The 17290-nt window shown below is 72.3% G+C and carries 18 protein-coding genes; 10 read left to right on the top strand and 8 right to left on the bottom strand.

The window, feature by feature from the left end:
* Positions 1–96 precede the first annotated feature (96 nt).
* The 4 genes from ACFYOY_RS36985 to ACFYOY_RS36970 all read right to left on the bottom strand — a co-directional run bounded on the left by ACFYOY_RS36985 (position 97) and on the right by ACFYOY_RS36970 (position 4287).
* Positions 97–1107 carry an alpha/beta hydrolase fold domain-containing protein gene (locus ACFYOY_RS36985; RefSeq protein WP_351905239.1) on the bottom strand — a complete coding sequence of 337 codons (1011 nt, stop codon included), beginning with the start codon at positions 1105–1107 and terminating at the stop codon, positions 97–99.
* A 134-nt stretch (positions 1108–1241) separates the two neighbouring features.
* Positions 1242–1976 (bottom strand): TIGR03943 family putative permease subunit, encoded by a 735-nt coding sequence (locus ACFYOY_RS36980; protein WP_388592001.1) that lies wholly within the window; start codon positions 1974–1976, stop codon positions 1242–1244.
* A complete protein-coding gene (locus ACFYOY_RS36975) occupies positions 1973–2986 on the bottom strand; it encodes a permease (RefSeq protein ID WP_388591999.1) in 1014 nt (337 codons plus the stop codon). The genes ACFYOY_RS36980 and ACFYOY_RS36975 overlap by 4 nt, the downstream gene beginning before the upstream one ends.
* Positions 2987–3132: 146 nt before the next feature.
* Positions 3133–4287 (bottom strand): Gfo/Idh/MocA family oxidoreductase, encoded by a 1155-nt coding sequence (locus ACFYOY_RS36970; RefSeq protein WP_351905230.1) that lies wholly within the window; start codon positions 4285–4287, stop codon positions 3133–3135.
* Between the two features lie 112 nt (positions 4288–4399).
* Between ACFYOY_RS36970 and ACFYOY_RS36965 the strand changes: the two genes are divergently transcribed.
* Positions 4400–5407, top strand: a complete 1008-nt coding sequence (locus tag ACFYOY_RS36965) for a LacI family DNA-binding transcriptional regulator (protein ID WP_388591996.1) — start codon at positions 4400–4402, stop codon at positions 5405–5407.
* Positions 5408–5522: 115 nt separating this feature from the next.
* The gene (locus ACFYOY_RS36960) at positions 5523–8087 is read left to right on the top strand and encodes an alpha-L-arabinofuranosidase C-terminal domain-containing protein (RefSeq protein WP_388591994.1); all 2565 of its coding nucleotides are present in this window, start codon (positions 5523–5525) and stop codon (positions 8085–8087) included.
* Positions 8088–8131: 44 nt separating this feature from the next.
* On the opposite strand, the gene ACFYOY_RS36955 is transcribed toward ACFYOY_RS36960, so the two are convergent.
* On the bottom strand, positions 8132–8371 hold the full coding sequence (locus tag ACFYOY_RS36955) for a hypothetical protein (protein WP_351905224.1): 240 nt from the start codon (positions 8369–8371) through the stop codon (positions 8132–8134).
* Between the two features lie 158 nt (positions 8372–8529).
* Between ACFYOY_RS36955 and ACFYOY_RS36950 the strand changes: the two genes are divergently transcribed.
* The 6 genes from ACFYOY_RS36950 to ACFYOY_RS36925 all read left to right on the top strand — a co-directional run bounded on the left by ACFYOY_RS36950 (position 8530) and on the right by ACFYOY_RS36925 (position 13634).
* Positions 8530–9711: a histidine kinase gene (locus tag ACFYOY_RS36950; protein ID WP_351905221.1), complete on the top strand. Its 1182-nt coding sequence runs from the start codon at positions 8530–8532 to the stop codon at positions 9709–9711.
* A gap of 69 nt (positions 9712–9780) precedes the next feature.
* Positions 9781–10386 (top strand): response regulator, encoded by a 606-nt coding sequence (locus ACFYOY_RS36945; RefSeq protein ID WP_388592015.1) that lies wholly within the window; start codon positions 9781–9783, stop codon positions 10384–10386.
* Between the two features lie 194 nt (positions 10387–10580).
* Complete coding sequence (locus ACFYOY_RS36940; RefSeq protein WP_351905215.1) at positions 10581–11225, top strand: TetR family transcriptional regulator; 645 nt, start codon at positions 10581–10583, stop codon at positions 11223–11225.
* Positions 11226–11312: 87 nt separating this feature from the next.
* Positions 11313–12542, top strand: coding sequence for a cytochrome P450 (locus tag ACFYOY_RS36935; RefSeq protein ID WP_351905212.1), 1230 nt, complete (start codon positions 11313–11315; stop codon positions 12540–12542).
* Between the two features lie 14 nt (positions 12543–12556).
* Complete coding sequence (locus tag ACFYOY_RS36930) at positions 12557–12751, top strand: ferredoxin (protein WP_351905209.1); 195 nt, start codon at positions 12557–12559, stop codon at positions 12749–12751.
* Between the two features lie 118 nt (positions 12752–12869).
* Entirely contained in the window at positions 12870–13634 is a 765-nt protein-coding gene (locus tag ACFYOY_RS36925) for an SDR family NAD(P)-dependent oxidoreductase (RefSeq protein ID WP_351905206.1), read from the top strand.
* A 24-nt stretch (positions 13635–13658) separates the two neighbouring features.
* On the opposite strand, the gene ACFYOY_RS36920 is transcribed toward ACFYOY_RS36925, so the two are convergent.
* Together ACFYOY_RS36920 and ACFYOY_RS36915 are read right to left on the bottom strand one after the other, a co-directional pair.
* Positions 13659–14264 (bottom strand): GPP34 family phosphoprotein, encoded by a 606-nt coding sequence (locus tag ACFYOY_RS36920; RefSeq protein WP_351905203.1) that lies wholly within the window; start codon positions 14262–14264, stop codon positions 13659–13661.
* A 95-nt stretch (positions 14265–14359) separates the two neighbouring features.
* Positions 14360–14791: a LuxR C-terminal-related transcriptional regulator gene (locus ACFYOY_RS36915; protein ID WP_388592013.1), complete on the bottom strand. Its 432-nt coding sequence runs from the start codon at positions 14789–14791 to the stop codon at positions 14360–14362.
* Between ACFYOY_RS36915 and ACFYOY_RS36910 the strand changes: the two genes are divergently transcribed.
* Both ACFYOY_RS36910 and ACFYOY_RS36905 read left to right on the top strand, forming a co-directional pair.
* Complete coding sequence (locus ACFYOY_RS36910; RefSeq protein ID WP_388592017.1) at positions 14777–14953, top strand: hypothetical protein; 177 nt, start codon at positions 14777–14779, stop codon at positions 14951–14953. The two genes, ACFYOY_RS36915 and ACFYOY_RS36910, sit on opposite strands and share 15 nt — an antisense overlap.
* Complete coding sequence (locus ACFYOY_RS36905; protein WP_388592011.1) at positions 14895–15800, top strand: NADP-dependent oxidoreductase; 906 nt, start codon at positions 14895–14897, stop codon at positions 15798–15800. The genes ACFYOY_RS36910 and ACFYOY_RS36905 overlap by 59 nt, the downstream gene beginning before the upstream one ends.
* Positions 15801–15816: 16 nt before the next feature.
* Here the strand turns inward: ACFYOY_RS36905 and ACFYOY_RS36900 are convergent, their stop codons facing one another.
* A complete protein-coding gene (locus ACFYOY_RS36900; protein ID WP_351905194.1) occupies positions 15817–17283 on the bottom strand; it encodes a glycoside hydrolase family 76 protein in 1467 nt (488 codons plus the stop codon).
* Between the last annotated feature and the right edge of the window lie 7 nt (positions 17284–17290).

Genomic DNA, 17290 nt, shown 5'->3' with positions numbered 1-17290 from the left:
GGTGTGGTCCCGCGCGCCCCTTTCGCGGGGGGGGGGGGGGGGGGGGGCCCCCGCGGGGGGCGGGGGCCCCCCCCCCCCCCCCCCCCACGGCCGCCGTCAGTGGGCCAGGAGCCTGCGCAGCCACCGTCGCCGCGCCTCCCGTGCGTCCCGCGAGACCGCGGCCTCCGGTGCCATGCCGCCGAAGCCGTGGAAGGCACCGGACCAGACGTGCAGTTCGGCCGTTCCCCCGGCTCGCCAGATGCGGCGGGCGTAGTCCACGTCCTCGTCGCGGAAGGTCTCCGCCGAGCCGACGTCGATGAACGCGGGCGGCAGTCCGGACAGATCCGTGGCACGGGCGGGTGCGGCGTACGGCGAGACGTCGTCGCCCCCGCGTGCGTCGCCGAGCAGCGCGGTCCATCCGGCCTCGTTGGCGGCGCGGTCCCACACCCCGATCCCGGTCATCTGCAGGGCGGACGGTGTGTCATTGCGGTCGTCGAGCATGGGACACATCAGCAGCTGCCCGAACAGGGCGGGGCCGCCGCGGTCCCGGGCCAGCAGCGCGACGGCCGCGCCGAGGCCGCCACCGGCGCTGCCGCCCACGACCACGATGCGCGCCGGGTCGATGCCCAGCTCTTCGGCGTGTTCGGCGGTCCAGCTCAGCCCGGCGTAGCAGTCCTCGACCGGCCCCGGATGCCGCGTCCCCGGCGCGAGGCGGTATTCGACGGACACCACGGCGAGTCGCAGTTCCTGGGCGAGGTCGAGCAACTCCGGCATACCCAGGCGGTTGTGCCCGACCGTCATGCCCCCGCCGTGGATGTGGTACAGCGCCGGTACAGGAGTGGCCGCGTCCGCCAACCGGCAGATCAGCAGCGAGACCTCCGGCGCGTCCGCCGGGCCGGGGACGGACCGCTCCTCGACCAGGAAGGCCCCGTCGCGCTCCAGCTCCTCGTTCGTCGGCGTCTCCATACCGGGCACGCCCTGACCGTCCCCCGCCTCCGGATCCGCCCCGGACCCGCCGGGCCGCAGTATCTCGCTGATGGCCGCGAGTGGCGCGATGAGCTCCGGGTCGAACGGCGGCGGTGGCCCGAGCGGCGCCGTGGCCGCCGGGTCGGGGGAGGTCTTCGCCATGGTCGGCTCCCAGGGTCGTGGTGACGGACATCACCCGTCGCCGACCGCCCACTGCCCGAAGGGCAGCCGCCGCGCGGACGATCTTACCGGCCGCGTGGCGGGACGGCGGCCGGTTCGGCCCAGGCACCGGGCGGTCAGCCGTTCCAGCTCTCGTCGTACGGATCGTGCGGGGCCGGGACCGGCCGGGAGCTGCTGACCTCGAGGTACGGGATGACGCCACCACCCACGGGGTCCTTGGTCCGCTTGCGGGTGTAGGTGCCGATGACCTGGAGCCAGGTGTCGGGTTGCAGCACCGGGGGGATCCGTCCGGTCAGCCCGATCTTGACGGGCTGGGCGTCGGCGGCGCAGCAGTTGAGGGCCATGCGGACGAGGTAGGGGGCGCCGTGGCCGTCGAGGGCGACGAAGCCGGTGACCTCGATCCTGCGGTGTTCCAGGGAGCGCCCGTGGTCGTACACCGCGCGGCCCGCGTAATCGGCCACATTGAGCGGCAGGGGGTCACCGGCGGGGAGCGCGGGGAAGCCCCAGGGGCGTTGCAGCGCCGTGCCGGTGTGCATGGCGGTGTAGGAGCCCAGCGCGGGCGGCGCCACCAGGATGAGGGCGAACAGCGGGAGCACGAGGAGCCAGGAGACCCGTGGTTCCCGGTGGGCGTGGCCGCCGTCGCCCTCCTCCGCATGCGGGTCGCCATCGGCCGCGCGCGGCCGCTCGTACCAGAGGGTGGCGACGGCGGCCGCGATCAGGACGACACCGGCCGCGAGGAGCAACGGGCGCAGCCCCGCCTTCACATAGCGCAGATACAGGCCGGTGAAACCGGCCCGCAGCACCGCCCCGCCGATGAGGAACAGCACGATCGCCTGAGCCTTCCGGTTCACAGCAGCACCGCCCCGACCAGGACCGACATCAGCATGGCGAGGACGAAGGTGGCGGGAGCGAAGCGCAGCGCGAATCCGCGGCCGAAGGTACCGGTCTGCATGGCGAACAGCTTCAGGTCGATCATCGGTCCGACGACCAGGAACGCCAGCCGGGCGGTGAGCGAGAACTGCGACAGGGACGCGGCCACGAAGGCGTCGGCCTCGGAGCAGATCGACAGCAGCACCGCGAGGACGGCCAGGGCGAGGATCGCCACGACCGGGTCATCGGCCGCGCCACGCAGCCAGCTCGCCGGCACCACGGCCTTGAGGGTGGCCGCGGCCATCGCGCCGAGGACGAGGAAACCACCGGCATGCATCACATCGTGGCGTACGGACGCCCAGAACGCGGCTCCCCTGCCGTGGCCGTGGAAGGAGGGGCGGGCCGGTGGGCGCAGCCAGTCGGCCCGCCCCAGCAGCTGCCACAGCCAGCCCATCGCACACGCCACGAGCAGACTCGCCACGAATCGGGCGAGCACCATCTCCGGGTCGCGGGGGAACGCGACGGCGGTGGCGGTCAGCACGATCGGGTTGATCGCCGGGGCGGACAGCAGAAACGCCAGCGCCGCCGCGGGGGTGACGCCCCGGCGCACCAGCGCCCCGGCCACCGGCACCGAGGCGCATTCACAGCCGGGCAGCACCGCCCCGGCCACCCCCGCCACCGGCACCGCGAGGGCGGGCCGCCGCGGCAGCGCGCGGGCGAAGAACGACGGCGGGACGAACACCGCGATCAGCGCCGACAGCACCACCCCGAGTACGAGAAAGGGCAGGGCCTGGAGGACCACCGCGACGAACACGGTCATCCAGCTCTGCGTCACCGGAGCCGACAGCGCCCGGCGGATCGGCCCCTGCGCCGCAACCACCAGGACCAGCAGCATGATCAGGCCGAGGGACGAATCGAACCGCCCGCCCCGCGGATCGCCCGCGTCGCGGCGGCCGGCCCCGGTCGGGGCCGCTTTGGTCGTGGTGCTCACGGATGAGGTACCTCCGGCGTCGAGGGTGCGTGCGCGGTTCCCCGCCCCCTCCAGTACGCCGGTTCAGGCCCGAGTGCTCACCGTTCCCACCCATGAGCCGGATGTCCTGTGCCCGCCACGATCCGGACGTCCTTGAGCCGCTCCGCTCAGCCGGGACTCACCCAGGTGCCCCGCTCGGCGGAGCGGGCCATGGCGTCCAGCACGGTGGCGCTGTGCACGGCGTCGTCCAAAGTGGCTCCGTAAGCGGTGCCCTCGGCGATGGAGCGCACGAAGTGGTACGCCTCGATCACCTTCAGATCGTCATAGCCCATGCTGTTGGCCGCGCCGGGCTGGAAGGCGGCGTACTCGCCGTGCCCGGGGCCGATGTACACGGTGGAGACGGGCTGGTCCTGGTAGGCGGTGCCGTGGCTGACGCCGAGTTCGCCCATGCGCCGGAAGTCCCAGAAGACCGCGCCCTTGGTGCCGTGGATCTCGAAGCCGTAGGTGTTCTGCTCACCGACCGAGACCCGGCACGCCTCCAGCACCCCGCGGGCGCCGGAGGCGAAGCGCAGCAGACAGGAGACGTAGTCCTCGTTCTCCACCGGGCCCAACTCACCGCCGGTGGCCCGGGTGTGGCCGGCGGTGGCACCGGCGGGGCGGGCCCGCTCGGGCACGAACACGGCGGTGTCGGCGGTCAGGGCGTCGATCTCGCCGAGCAGGAAACGGGCCAGGTCCACCCCGTGCGAGGCGAGGTCGCCGAGCACTCCGCTGCCGCCGCGCGCGCGTTCGTACCGCCAGGTCAGAGCGGACTCGGGGTGGGCGGCGTAGTCGCTGAAGAGGCGGACGCGGGCATGGGTGACGGTGCCGATCTCCCCGGCGGCGATCATGGCGCGTGCGGTCTGGACGGCGGGTGCGTTGCGGTAGTTGAAGCCGACCGCGCCCTGGACCCCGGCCTCGGCCACGGCGGCGGCGACCGCGCGGGCGTCATCGGCGGTGAGCCCGACCGGTTTCTCGATCCAGATGTGCTTGCCCGCCCGGGCCATGGCGATGCCGATCTCGCGGTGCAGAAAGTTGGGCGCGGCGATGCTCACGGCCTGGATCCGGGGGTCGGCGGCGACCTCGTGCCAGTCCCGGACGGCGGTGGCGAAGCCGTACCGCCCGGCGGCCTCCTCGGCCCGTCCGGGCACCTCGTCGGCGACGGCGACCAGTTCGGGCCGTACGGACAGCTGCGGGAAGTGGTGCGGCAGCCGGACGTACGCCTGGGTGTGCACCCGTCCCATCCAGCCGAATCCCACGACGGCGACCCCGAGCGTACTCACCATGACTGCCCTTCTTTGGACCGTTCCAGAAATCTCCCGGCCCACACTGGAAGCCCTATCCGCAGGGTGTCAACCCCTTTGACAACCACGTCCGCCCTGTGGAACGGTCCAGAACATGAGACCACCGACGATCCGCGATGTCGCCGAACGGGCCGGAGTGTCGAAGTCGCTGGTCTCCCTGGTGCTTCGCGGCTCCAAGCAGGTGCGCCCCGAGAAGCGGCAGGCCGTCCTGGCCGCCGTCGAGGAGCTCGGCTACCGGCCCAATGCCGCCGCGCGCAGCCTCAGCGAGCGGCGCACCCGGACCGTCGGGGTACTCCTCAACGACCTGCGCAACCCCTGGTTCGTGGAGCTGCTCGACGGCCTCAACTCCCAGCTGTACGCGAGCGGTCTGCGGACGCTGCTGGCCGACGGCCGGCTCAACCGGCGGCTCGGCGAGGACCTCACCCACACCTTCACCGAGCTGCGGGTCGACGGCCTGATCGCGGTCGGCACGCTCCCGGATCCGGCGGCGGTGCGCACGGCGGCCGCGCGAGTGCCCACGGTGGTCGCGGGCACCCGCGAGCCCATGCTGTCCGACGTGGACATCATCGCGGGCGACGACGAGCTGGGCGCCCGCCTCGCCACCGAGCACCTCATCGGCCTCGGCCACCGGCGCATCGCCCATATCGCCGGACAGGGAGTGGTGGGCGAGCTGCGCCGCCGCGGCTTCGAGGCGGTCATGCGCGAGCACGGCCTGTCCGGGTCGGCGGCCGTGGAGCAGGGCGATCTGACCGAGGAGGGCGGCTACCGGGCCACGGTCCGGCTGCTGGGCGCGCCGCACCGGCCCACTGCCGTATTCGCGTTCAACGACATGGCGGGGGTCGGCGCCCTGTCGGCCGCCGAGGAGCTCGGCCTGCGGGTGCCGGACGACCTCTCCCTCGTCGGCTACGACAACACCTATCTCGCGCGGCTGCGCCATCTGTGGCTCACCACCGTGGACAACGCGAACCACGACATCGGCCGCCGCGCCGCACGCCGCCTGCTCGACCGGATCGCCGACCCCGCCCGCCCCGGCGAGGTCGCCCTCACCGCTCCGGCCCTCGAGGTCCGCGGTACGACCGCGCCGCCGCGATCGGCTGACTGACCGTCGCGCACCCGCCATTGACGCCCCGTCGGTCCCTTGCCTATCGTCCGTCCGAAGTACTGAGCAGTGTCCGATATTTCGAACATTCTGCGGTACGGGAGTCGCCACGCGATCAATGGGACGCATCAGACCGGGCCTCGGCCTCACCCTGAGCGCTCTGCTCACCACCTCGCTCGCCGCCGCGTTGCTCGCCGACCCCACGGCCGCCGGAGCCTCCTCCGCGGCCGTGACCGACTACTCGATCACCGTCGATCCGGACCGCGCGGGCCCGGAGATCGACGACGCGATGTACGGCATCTTCTACGAGGACATCAACCGCGCCGCGGACGGCGGGCTGTACGCCGAGCTGGTCCAGAACCGGTCCTTCGAGTACGACACCGCCGACCACGCCTCGTACACGCCGCTCACCTCGTGGACCGAGACCACGACCGGCGGCGCCACCGGCACGGCGCGGGTGGTGAACGACGAGGCGCGGCTGGGCGAGAAGAACCGCAACTATCTGCGGCTGGATCTGCGCGGGGACGGCGGCGGGGCCGGATACGGCGTCACCAACGCCGGATACAACACCGGCATCGCGGTCCAGGCCGGAAAGACGTACGACTTCTCGGCGTGGGCCCGCACCGACAATCCCTCGGGCACCCCACTGACGATCGGTCTGCACACCGCCTCGGGCGCCACCGCGCTCGCCACGCCGCTGCGCGCCACCGTGCGCGGGGACCGCTGGACGAAGTACACCGGGACGCTCACCGCGCGCGCCACGGACACCACCGGACGGCTCGCGGTGACCGCGGGCGGTGGCGGCACCGTCCGGCTCGACATGGTCTCCCTCTTCCCCCGGGACACCTACAAGGGCCATCCGAACGGGCTGCGCAAGGACCTCGCGGAGAAGATCGACGCGCTGAGGCCGGGCTTTCTGCGCTTCCCCGGCGGCTGTCTGGTGAACACCGGCAGCCACCGGGCCTACGAGGCACCGGGCTGGGAGCGCAAGCGGTCCTACCAGTGGAAGGACACCGTCGGCCCGGTCGAGGAGCGGCCCACCAACGCCAACTTCTGGGGCTACAACCAGTCCTACGGCCTCGGCTACTACGAGTACTTCCAGTTGGCCGAGGACATCGGCGCGACACCGCTGCCCGTGGTGCCCGCCCTCGTCACCGGCTGCGGCCAGAACAAGGCCACCGACGACCCCGAGCTGCTGAAGCGGCACATCCAGGACACCCTCGACCTGATCGAGTTCGCGAACGGCCCCGTGACCACCACCTGGGGCAAGAAGCGTGCGGAGATGGGGCATCCGAAACCCTTCGGGCTGAACCGCCTGGAGGTCGGCAACGAGGAGAACCTCCCCGACGCCTTCTTCGAGCGCTTCACCGAGTTCCGCAAGGCCATCGAGGCCAAGCACCCGGAGATCACGGTGATCAGCAACTCCGGGCCCGACGACAGCGGCGTCACCTTCGACCGCGCGTGGGAGCTGAACCGCGCGGCCAAGGTGAAGATGGTCGACGAGCACTACTACAACAGCCCCCAGTGGTTCCTGGAGAACAACAAGCGCTACGACTCCTACGACCGCCAGGGCCCGAAGGTGTTCCTCGGTGAATACGCCTCGCAGGACAACCGCTTCGGCAACTCCCTCGCCGAGGCCGCGTACATGACCGGCCTGGAGCGCAACGCCGATGTGGTGAAGATGGCCTCCTACGCGCCGCTGCTGGCCAACAAGGACTACGTCCGGTGGCGGCCGGATCTGATCTGGTACGACAACGCCACCGCCTGGGGCTCGACCAGCTATGAGACCCAGAAGCTGTTCATGAACAACGTCGGCGACCAGGTCGTGCCGAGCGAGGCGTCCGCCACCCCGTCCCTCCCCTCCGGCCCGATCACCGGCGCCGTCGGCCTGTCCACCTGGGCCACCAGCGCCGCGTACGACGACGTCCAGGTCACCTCGGCGGACGGGGCCACGCTGCTGAGCGACGACTTCTCCGGCGGCGACGGCAAGTGGACGAAGGCCACCGGGACCGGCTCCTGGCAGGTGCGGGACGGCGCGTATGTGCAGTCCGACACCGGTGCCGAGAACACCATGGTCACCGCGGGCGACCACGGCTGGCAGAACTACGACCTGAAGCTGAAGGCCACCAAGCGCGCGGGCAGCGAGGGCTCCCTCATCGCCTTCGGGGTCAAGGACACCGGCACCTACTACTGGTGGAACCTCGGTGGCTGGGGCAACACCCGATCCGCCGTGGAGAAGGCGACCGACGGCGCCAAGCAGACGTTGGCCGAAGACGGCACCACGATCGAGACGGGCCGGGCGTACGACGTGCGGATCCAGGTCCGCGGCCGGCAGGTGACGCTGTACCTGGACGGGAAGAGGTGGGGCGCGTTCACCGATGACAAGGTCGCCGAGCCGTTCCGCCAGGTGGTGACGCGCGACAAGGCCACCGGTGAGCTCATCGTCAAGGTCGTCAACGCCCAGGACGCGGCCGCCCGCACCCGTATCGACCTCGGCCAGGGGGTCAAGGTCCGGCGGACCGCTCGGCTGACCACGCTCCAGGGCGCCCCGGACGCGGTGAACACCGCCACCGAGCAGCCCATCAAACCGAGCAGTTCCACTCTCGACGGTGTGGACACCACCTTCAGTCGCACCTTCCCGGCCCACTCCATCACGTTCCTGCGCATCGCGACGCGGAAGTGAGACGGGCTCGCGGCCGGTGACCCGAGCGGTCACCGGCCGCGATCTCATCCGTGGCTTCGATCGCTGAGCGCACCGCCCGCCGCGCCCACCGCCAGGCCGAGGACGACCATCACCATATAGCTGTAGACCTCATAGCCGCCGGGGACGGCGAATCGGACGAAACCCATGAAGTGGAGCCAGCCCCACCATTCGTGCAGCAGACCGCTGCCGCCACCGACGACGAGGGTGAAGGACAGCAGATGCGACACGGCGGCGAGCGGGGAGGTGTCCTTGGCGGATGTCATGGCCCGAACCTAGGCGGGCCGCCCCGGGCGGCGGATCGGGCACAAGGCGGCGAGGCGGTGACCAAAGAACACCGCCCGCCACCGGGGAGTCGTACTTAAGTATCCGCTCGCGGCACCCGTCCCCGCTCGCCCGCCGGGTCCGCGTAGATTGCCGGGACATGCGCCGCATCCACCGCACCCGCCGGGACTGGGCAGCCGATCTGGGACTGATGCTCTTCGCCGCCTGCTTCGCCGCCGCCAGCTCGGATTCCCTACCGATCGAGGACGGCCTCGATCCGCTGTGGCGGACCGTCGACCAGGTGATCGGCGGGCTGGGGTGTGCGACGGTCCTGCTGCGGCGGCGGTGGCCGGTGGCACTGGCGGTGGCGCTGCTGCTGGCGGGCAGCGAGGTGTCGCACTATCTGACCGGTCCGGCGATGGTGGCGGTGTTCACGGTGGCCGCGACCCGGCCGTGGCGGGCCACGGCATGGGTGGCGGCGGTGGCCTTCGTACCGCTTCCCGCCTTCCTGTGGCAGCTGCCGGAGGTTTCCGGGGACCGGCAGAGCTCGGCACTGACGTACTTCGCGCTGATCGCCGGGGCCATCGGCTGGGGGCTGTTCCGGCGGTCCCGGCAGCAGCTGATCGCCTCACTGCGGCAGCGCGCCGAACTGGCTGAGGCGGACGCGGAGTTGCGGGCCGAGCGGGCCCGCCGGGAGGCGCGGGAGGAGATCGCGCGGGAGATGCACGATGTGCTGGGGCACCGGCTGACGCTGCTGAGCGTGCACGCGGGGGCGCTGGAGTTCCATACGAACGCGCCCCGGGAGGAGATCGGAAAGGCCGCCGGGGTGATCCGGGAGAGCGCACATCTGGCGTTGCGCGACCTGCGCGAGGTGATCGGGGTGCTGCGCGCGGGACCGGCGGAGGACGAGCGGCCCCAGCCCGAACTGACCGACCTGGCCCGGCTGGTGGCGGAGGCACGGGCGGCGGGCGGCCGGATCGAGCTGACCGGGCCGCCCGACGGACCGGCCCCGCCGCCCATGGTGGGGCGGACGGCGTACCGCATCGTCCAGGAGGCACTGACCAACGCGCGCAAACACGCGCCCGGCGCCACGGTCACCATACGGGTGGCCGGGGGCCCGGCCGACCGGTTGACGGTGGAGGTCCGCACCGCGCCGCCGCCCGGAGCGGCCTCGGCCACCGGCGGCTGCGAAGGCGGCGGGCACGGACTGATCGGGCTGGCCGAACGGGCCCGGCTGGCGGGCGGCGAGCTGAGTGCGGGTCCGGCCCCCGACGGTTTCCGGGTCCGCGCCTGGCTACCCTGGCCCGCGGCGGACCCGGTGTCCGCCGCGGGCCAGGGGTGAGGGAGGACGGCGCGGGTGATCCATGTCCTGCTGGTGGACGACGACGCGATCGTACGGGCCGGGCTGCGCATGATGCTGGGCGGCGCCCCGGACATCGAGGTCGTCGCGGAGGCCGCCGACGGGGCGGAGGTGCCGGCCCTGGTCGCCGCGCACCGGCCCGATGTGGTGCTGATGGACATCCGGATGCCGGGCGTGGACGGGCTGACCGCCACCACCGAGCTCCGGGCCCGGCCCGGCGCCCCGGAGGTGCTGGTGCTCACCACCTTCCACACCGACGCGCATGTGCTGCGGGCGCTGCGCGGTGGGGCGGCCGGGTTTCTCCTCAAGGACACCCCGCCGCGGGACATCGTCACGGCCATCCGGACGGTGGCCGCCGGGGATCCGGTGCTCTCCCCCGCCGTCACCCGCCGCCTCATCGAGCAGGTGGCAGGCGGCGGGCAGGAGGACCGGGCCACCGCTGCCCGGGCCCGGCTCGCGCTGCTGGGCGAGCGGGAGCGGGAGGTGGCCCGGGCGGTCGGGGGTGGCCGCTCCAACGCGGAGATCGCCCGGGAACTGCATCTGGCGCTGCCGACGGTGAAGGCTCATGTGTCGCGCATCCTGACCCGGCTGGACCTCAACAACCGCGTCCAGATCGCCCTGCTGGTCCACGACGCCGGTGAGTCGTACGGCGGCTGACCGACGCTCCTGACGCCGTGGGGCCCCAGCGGTGGTGCGCGCGGTTCCGATGACACCCTGACTTAAATCAGTCGCTTGACTTAAGGTTGCCCATGGGGTTGCCTGATCATGTCGATGACCACCCCGGAACCGAGGGAGAGCGCCGTGGATCGAGGAAACGGCGAGCGGCTGCTCGTGCCGACGAGGTGGTGACCGTGGCGGGCAGGACCGTACGGCACGAACGGGCCGATGCCACGCGAGAGGCGATCCTGGCCGCCGCCGAGCGGCTGTTCGCCGAGCGCGGGGTGTACGCGGTCTCCAACCGTCAGGTGAGCGAGGCCGCCGGACAGGGCAACAACGCGGCGGTCGGATACCACTTCGGCACCAAGGCCGACCTGGTACGGGCGATCGCCCGGCAACACGCCGAGCAGGTCGAGCGGTTGCGCCGGCGGCTGCTGCACGAGATCGGCGACTCGACCGATGTACGGGACTGGGTGGCCTGTCTGGTGCGCCCGGTCCTCGAGCATCTCGCGGAGCTGTCCAGCCCGACCTGGTACGCGCGGTTCTGCGCCCAGGTGATGACCGATCCCGCGCTCCACGAGATCATGACCGAGGAGTCCCTGGCCTCCCCGGCGCTGCGGCACACCATCGAAGGGTTCAACCGGTGCCTCCCCGAGCTGCCGATGGAGGTGCACGTCGAGCGCGGCGCCATGGCGCGCAATCTGATCCTGCACATGTGCGCCGAGCGAGAGCGCGCGCTCGCCGAGAACACCGCCACGCCCCGGTCCAGCTGGCACGACGCGGCCACCGGCCTGATCGACGGAATCGTGGGGCTGTGGCTGGCGCCCGTCACCCGCTGAACGCGGCTCCGCACACCAGCGGTCCGTGAGTGGCCGTCGGGGGACAACGGGGGTTCCACCACACGCCTCAAACGAATTGAGGGAGCGATGACCAGCACAGTGAACCCGGTGGACGAGCGCGCCGCACGGGCCCCGGAGTTTCCGATGGCCAGGGCGGCGGGCTGCCCGTTCGACCCGCCCCCGGGGCTGCGGGACATGCAGCAGGAGGGCCCGCTGGCGAAGGTCCGCCTGTGGGACGGCAGCACTCCGTGGCTGGTGACCGGGTACGCCGATCAGCGGGCGCTGCTGGGCGACTCCAGGGTCAGCGCCGACATCAACCGGCCCGGCTATCCCCGGCAGGCCCCGATGCCGCCCGGAGGCACCGGAGTCAGCTTCATCCTGAAGGACGACCCCGAGCACGCCCGGCTGCGGCGGATGGTGACGGCGCCGTTCGCCATCAAGCGGGTGGAGGCGATGCGGCCCGGTGTGCAGCGGATCGTGGACGAGCTGATCGACGGGCTGCTGGCCGGTCCGAACCCGGTGGACCTGGTGGAGTCGTTCGCCCTGCCGGTGCCCTCACTGGTGATCTGCCAGCTGCTCGGAGTGCCCTACGCCGACCACGACTTCTTCCAGGAGAACAGCAAGGTCATCATCAATCGGAACGTCACGCCCGAGCAGCGGTCGACCGCCCATGGAAACCTGATCGGCTATCTGGACGACCTGATGGGCGAGAAGATCGCCCACCCCCTCGACGACCTGCTGTCCGGGCTGGCCGGGCGGGTCACGGCGGGCGAGCTGGCCCGCGACGAGGCGGCACAGATGGGCGTGCTGCTGCTGATCGCGGGACATGAGACCACCGCGAACATGATCGCGCTCGGCACCCTCGCCCTCTTCGAGCACCCCGATCAGCTCGCCCTGCTGCGCGAGACCGACGATCCCAAGCTGATCTCCTCGGCCGTGGAGGAGCTGCTGCGCTATCTGCACATCACCCACAGCGGACGGCGCCGGGTGGCGGTGGCGGACATCGAGATCGGCGGGGAGGTGATCCGCGCGGGCGAGGGGCTGATCCTGGCCAATGACATCGCCAACCGGGACCCCGACGTGTTCGCCGAGCCCGACCGGCTGGACCTCCGGCGCGACGCCCGCCGTCATGTGGCCTTCGGCTTCGGGGTGCACCAGTGCCTGGGACAGCCACTGGCCCGGATGGAGCTCGAGGTCGTCTACAACACCCTCTACCGCCGCATCCCCACTCTGCGGCCGGCCATCGAGCTGGAGCGGATCCCGTTCAAACACGACGGATCCGTCTACGGCGTCTACGAACTGCCCGTGACCTGGTGACAAAGGAGAAGCTCATGAAGGTGACCGTCGACCAGGACAAGTGCGTCGCTTCCGGCCAGTGTGTGGTCGCCGCGATGGATGTCTTCGACCAGCGCGACGAGGACGGCATCGTCGTGCTGCTCACCCCCGAGCCCCCGGCCGAGCAGGCCGAGGAGGTCCGGCACGCCGCTGCGGTGTGCCCGGCCCTGGCCATCGAGATCCAGGACTGACGACCCCACCCGGGCACCCGTGATGTCACGGCGGAGGCGGGCCCACCCGCCTCCGCCGACCCATGCGGAAAAACACCCACGGTGAGCGCGGCACGGATCGCCGCGCGGAAAGGAACACGTGAGCAGCACCGGACTCGAGGGTCATGGCGTCATCGTCACCGGGGCGGGATCGGGAATCGGCCGGGCCACCGCCCTGGCACTCGCCCGGGAGGGGGCGCGGGTGCTGGTCGCGGATCTCGACCGGGACGGCGCCGAACAGGTCGTCGCGGCCATAGGGACACAAGGGGGCACGGCCCGGGCCGTCGTCGGCGACCTGGGCGACCAGCGGGTGGTGGACGAGGTCGTCGCCACGGCCGTGGAGGAGTTCGGCGGTCTGGACGTCCTGGTCAACAACGCCGGCATCATGGACCGCTTCTCGGCGGTCGCCGACACCGACGACACCGAATGGGACCGTGTGCTGCGGGTCAATCTGACGGCGCCGTTCATGCTCACCCGGGCCGCGCTGCCGCACATGCTGGCGGCGGGCCGGGGCGCGATCGTCTTCACCGCCTCGGAGGCGTCGCTGCGCGGCAGTACGGCCGGTGCCGCCTACACCGCCTCCAAGCACGGCGTGGTGGGGCTGGTGAAGTCCCTCGCGGTGATGTACCGGGACCAGGGGATCCGGGCCAACGCGATCGCTCCCGGCGGCACCGCCACCGCCATCCGGGTCGACGCCCGGCCGGGAGAGCATGGTCCGGCCGTCGTCGGAGCCCATGCCGCGACCGTCGGGAGGATCGCCACGGCCGAGGAGCAGGCCGCCGCCATCGTCTTCCTCGCCTCCGAGGCCGCGAGCAACGTCAACGGTGTCATCCTGCCCGTCGACAACGGCTGGTCCGCCGTCTGACGCGGTGGCGAACCGATCACGCGGTCATTCGCCGCGCCAGACGTTGTCGAAGGCCGCTTCCTCGATGGCTCGCCGCTGCCGTTCGGCTTCCAGCTCCATCACGGCGTCGTTGACGGCGGCGAGCACGGTCACGGCCGCGTCGCCGGCCGCGCCCGCGGCGTCTCCCGCGGGCTGCTCGCGGACCCCGATGGCCGCCGCGAGGGACGCGAGGACGGGCTCGTCCGAGGTCCAGCGGTCCATCGCGTGGCGGCGGGCGGCCGAGTCCACCGGCACCGCCTCACCGGCTCGCAGCGGCAGCCAGCCGTGGCGTCGCCGGGTGATCTGCCCCGCGGCCTCCAGGGCGTCCAGATAGGCCGGGGCCAGACCGCGGCCTCGGCGCCACAGCCAATCGCCCACCGGCTCGTAGGGCGGCCGGCGGACGAACGACGACGCGGCCTCGTCCAGCAGGCGGTCCCCGGTCGGCGGGCACAGGCCCGGCACGATGCGGTCGTCCTCGATCCCGAGCGCGTCGGCGTCGAGGAGGTCGATCAGCTCGGCTCCCGCGAGCGCGAGCGACAGATCGCCCCGCTCCAGGGGGCGCATGGGCGCCACGTCCAGGGTGACGATCAACAGGTCCCGCGGTGTGGTCATGAAACGCTCCGCTCGCCGTCCCTCAGCAACGATACGTCGCAAGCGCAGGGCTGTCCGCCGGCGTGTCCCGCGGTATCCGTACTGTCACCGGCCGCTCAGGAGCCGGCCGCACCCCACGTATGGGCCAGCGCGGCCGCCTCGCCACGCGAGGTGACCCCCAGCTTCTCCAGGATGTTCGCCACGTGGAACTTCACCGTCGACTCGCTGATGTGCAGCTCCTGGGCAATCTGCCGGTTGCGCCGCCCGCGGGCCAGCTGCTCCAGCACCTCCAGCTCGCGCGCCCCCAGCACGTGCAGCGGATCCTTGCGGGCCGGCTGCGGCGGGCCCAGTGGCACGGTGGCCGTCACCATCGTGCCCCACTCCGGGACCGCCGCGTCCACGTCCAGCCGTCCGCCCAGCACGGACAGCCGCTCCCCGACCCGGCGGGCGTCCAGCGCGGTCCGCCGCGGGACGCCGGGGCCGTCGTCCCGTACGGTGGCGCGCAGTTCGCCGTCGCCGACCTTCCAGCCGACGTGGCCGCGGCGCACCGGGTGCGGCGCGCCGTCCTGGCCCGGTCCCTGCTCGTCGAGCATGGCCGCGCGGGCCGTATTGGCCACATCGGCGGGGAGCAGCCGGTCCGCGCCCTCCTCCGTGCCGGGCGGGCCCAGGTCGAGCCGTACGGCCAGGCCACGCAGTTCGGGGCGGAGTGACGCGGCGAGCCGGGCGAAGGCGTCGCCGGCCGACTCCCCACCAGCGCCTGATCCCGGTCGGTCCGGTCACGCAGCTCGCCGTGGCTGGATGCCGCAGATGGGCCCCGACGCGTTCCCCGCGATCCCCGGTACGGAGGCGGCCGGAGTCGTGGACGAGGTCGGCGAGGGGGTCACCGGCTGGTCGGTGGGCGACGAGGTGCTGGGCCGGACGACCACCGGCCCCTATGCTCCGTACGCCCCGGCCACCGATGTCGCGCCCAAGCCGGCCGGGCTCGACTGGGAGACGGCCGCCGCGCTGCCCGTGGCCGCCGAGACCTCGGCACGCGCCCTGGACCTCCTGCGGCTCGCGGAGGGTGAGACCCTGCTGCTGCACGGGGCCGCCGGTGCGGTCGGCGGGGTCGGCGTCCAGCTCGCGGTGGCCCGGGGCGCCACCGTCATCGGCACCGCCTCCCCCGCCAACCACGACTATCTGCGCTCGCTCGGCGCGATCCCCGTGGCGTACGGCGAGGGCCTGGCCGAGCGGGTGCGCGCCGTGGCCCCGGATGGTGTCGACGCCGTCTACGACGCGGCCGGCCAGGGCGCCCTGCCCGTCTCGATCGAGCTGCGGGGCGGCACGACCGACCGCATCGTCACCATCGCCGACCCCGCGGCCGCCGATCTCGGTGTCACGTTCTCCGGAGGCGGCGGCAACCGCCCCCTGGAGGCCATCGCCGACTACGCCCGGCTCGCCGCGGAGGGCGGGCTGCGGGTGCCCGTCGTGCGGAGCTTCCCGCTCGCCGACGCCGCCGAGGCCCATGAGCAGAGCGAGACCGGCCACAGCCGCGGCAAGCTCGCCCTGCGGCCCTGATGGGCGCTGCCCGGGTCTAGGAGGCCGCGTTCATCAGGTCGAGTGCGCTGTGCTGTCGCGCCGCGTCGGTCTTGTCCAGCGGTCCTGACCAGCGCAGTCCGTACTGGTCCAGGGCGTTGCGGTCGGAGGCGTAGGCGCGGTCCGCCTGTCGTTTGAGATACGCCGTGAAGGGGTGGCCGGGCAGGGCCGCGTCCAGCTTGGCCAGCCCCCGCACATGGGCGCCCTTGAACGACGGGCCGTCGGCACCGCAGTCGCCGGTCTCGCAGGGGTCCCTGAGGATGCCGTCGGCCGTGTTGAGCTGGGACGACGTGGTGGCGGCGGTGCCGATGCGGCGGGCCGTCTCCAGCACGGCACCGTCGCCGGTGGCCTTGTGCAGCTCGGTGAGGCCGCCGAGCAGAACGCCCTGGTTGTAGGACCAGACCGGTTGGCCGTTGTTCTTGCAGGTGCCCAGGTCGATGCCGTCGTTGACCAGGTTCGAGGCGTTCACCATGCCGGTGCCCTGGAACCAGGACCACTCCGCCTTCGCCCGCTGGAGATAGGCGGTGTCGCCGGGGATCCGGTTGTGCAGGGCGGCGTTCAACTGGAGGTAGAGGGAGTTGGCGATGGCGTTCTTGTAGGTCTTCGCGGTGCTCCACCACACGCCGCCGCCACAGGTGGAGTCCCAGTAGGAGGCCATGTAGTCGGCGTCGGCGCGGGCGGTGGCGAGATAGCGGGAGTCCCCGGTGAGGTCGTAGGCCGCCACCCAGGCCAGGCCCCACCAGCCGGTGTCGTCGATGTAGTCGTTGCGGAACTGCCCGCCCTGCGCACCGAGGTTGAGGTCATAAGTGCGGGCGATGGCGTATTCATAGCTGCGCATGCCCGTGACGCGGATGTTGTCGATGACGGCCGTGAGGGCGTTGGCCGAGTTCCACCAGCCGGTGGTGGAGAACAGCCCGGTCCCGTAGGAGTAGAACGCCATCTGCGCGGTGGCGGCGGCCGTGCGGCGGTCCCACGCGTTCCAGGTCGTACGGGCCCAGGGCGTACAGGCGATGTCGGGGCGGTCACCGGCCCTGCCGCAGGCTCGCAGCGCGCCGACGCCATGGGCGCCCCAGTCGTCCACGTTGTACATGAGGGTGCGCCAGCCCCGCTGCCCGGACGGGACGGCGGTGTTGCCGAGGCGGCTGCCCGAGGACCAGCTCCGGCCGCCGTCGAACGAGCGGTCCAGCCACACCTCGTCACCGGGGCTGCCGTTGTCGATGGAGGCCCAGCCCATCGCGTCGGCGTCGTCGAAGTGCAGGGCGATGGAGCGGGAGAAGAGGGTGGCGGTCACGGGGTTGCGGCTCTGCGGGGCGAGCGCCGGGTCACGGGTGTCACAGTAGGTGTTGCAGATGGTGGCGGACGGCGCCGCCTCGGCCGTGGCCGGGAGGAATTGCGTGGCCAGCAGGGCGAGTGCTCCAGTGGCGAGGGCGGCCAGGCGGGTGCGCAGCGGTCTGGTGCGTCTCATGCCATGC

Origin of the sequence: Streptomyces sp. NPDC007875, from assembly GCF_042868035.1 — a bacterium.
Taxonomy (GTDB): Bacteria; Actinomycetota; Actinomycetes; order Streptomycetales; family Streptomycetaceae; genus Streptomyces; species Streptomyces antimycoticus.
The sequence above is the reverse complement of the archived record's forward strand: the minus strand, read 5'-3'. Positions and strand labels throughout refer to the sequence as shown.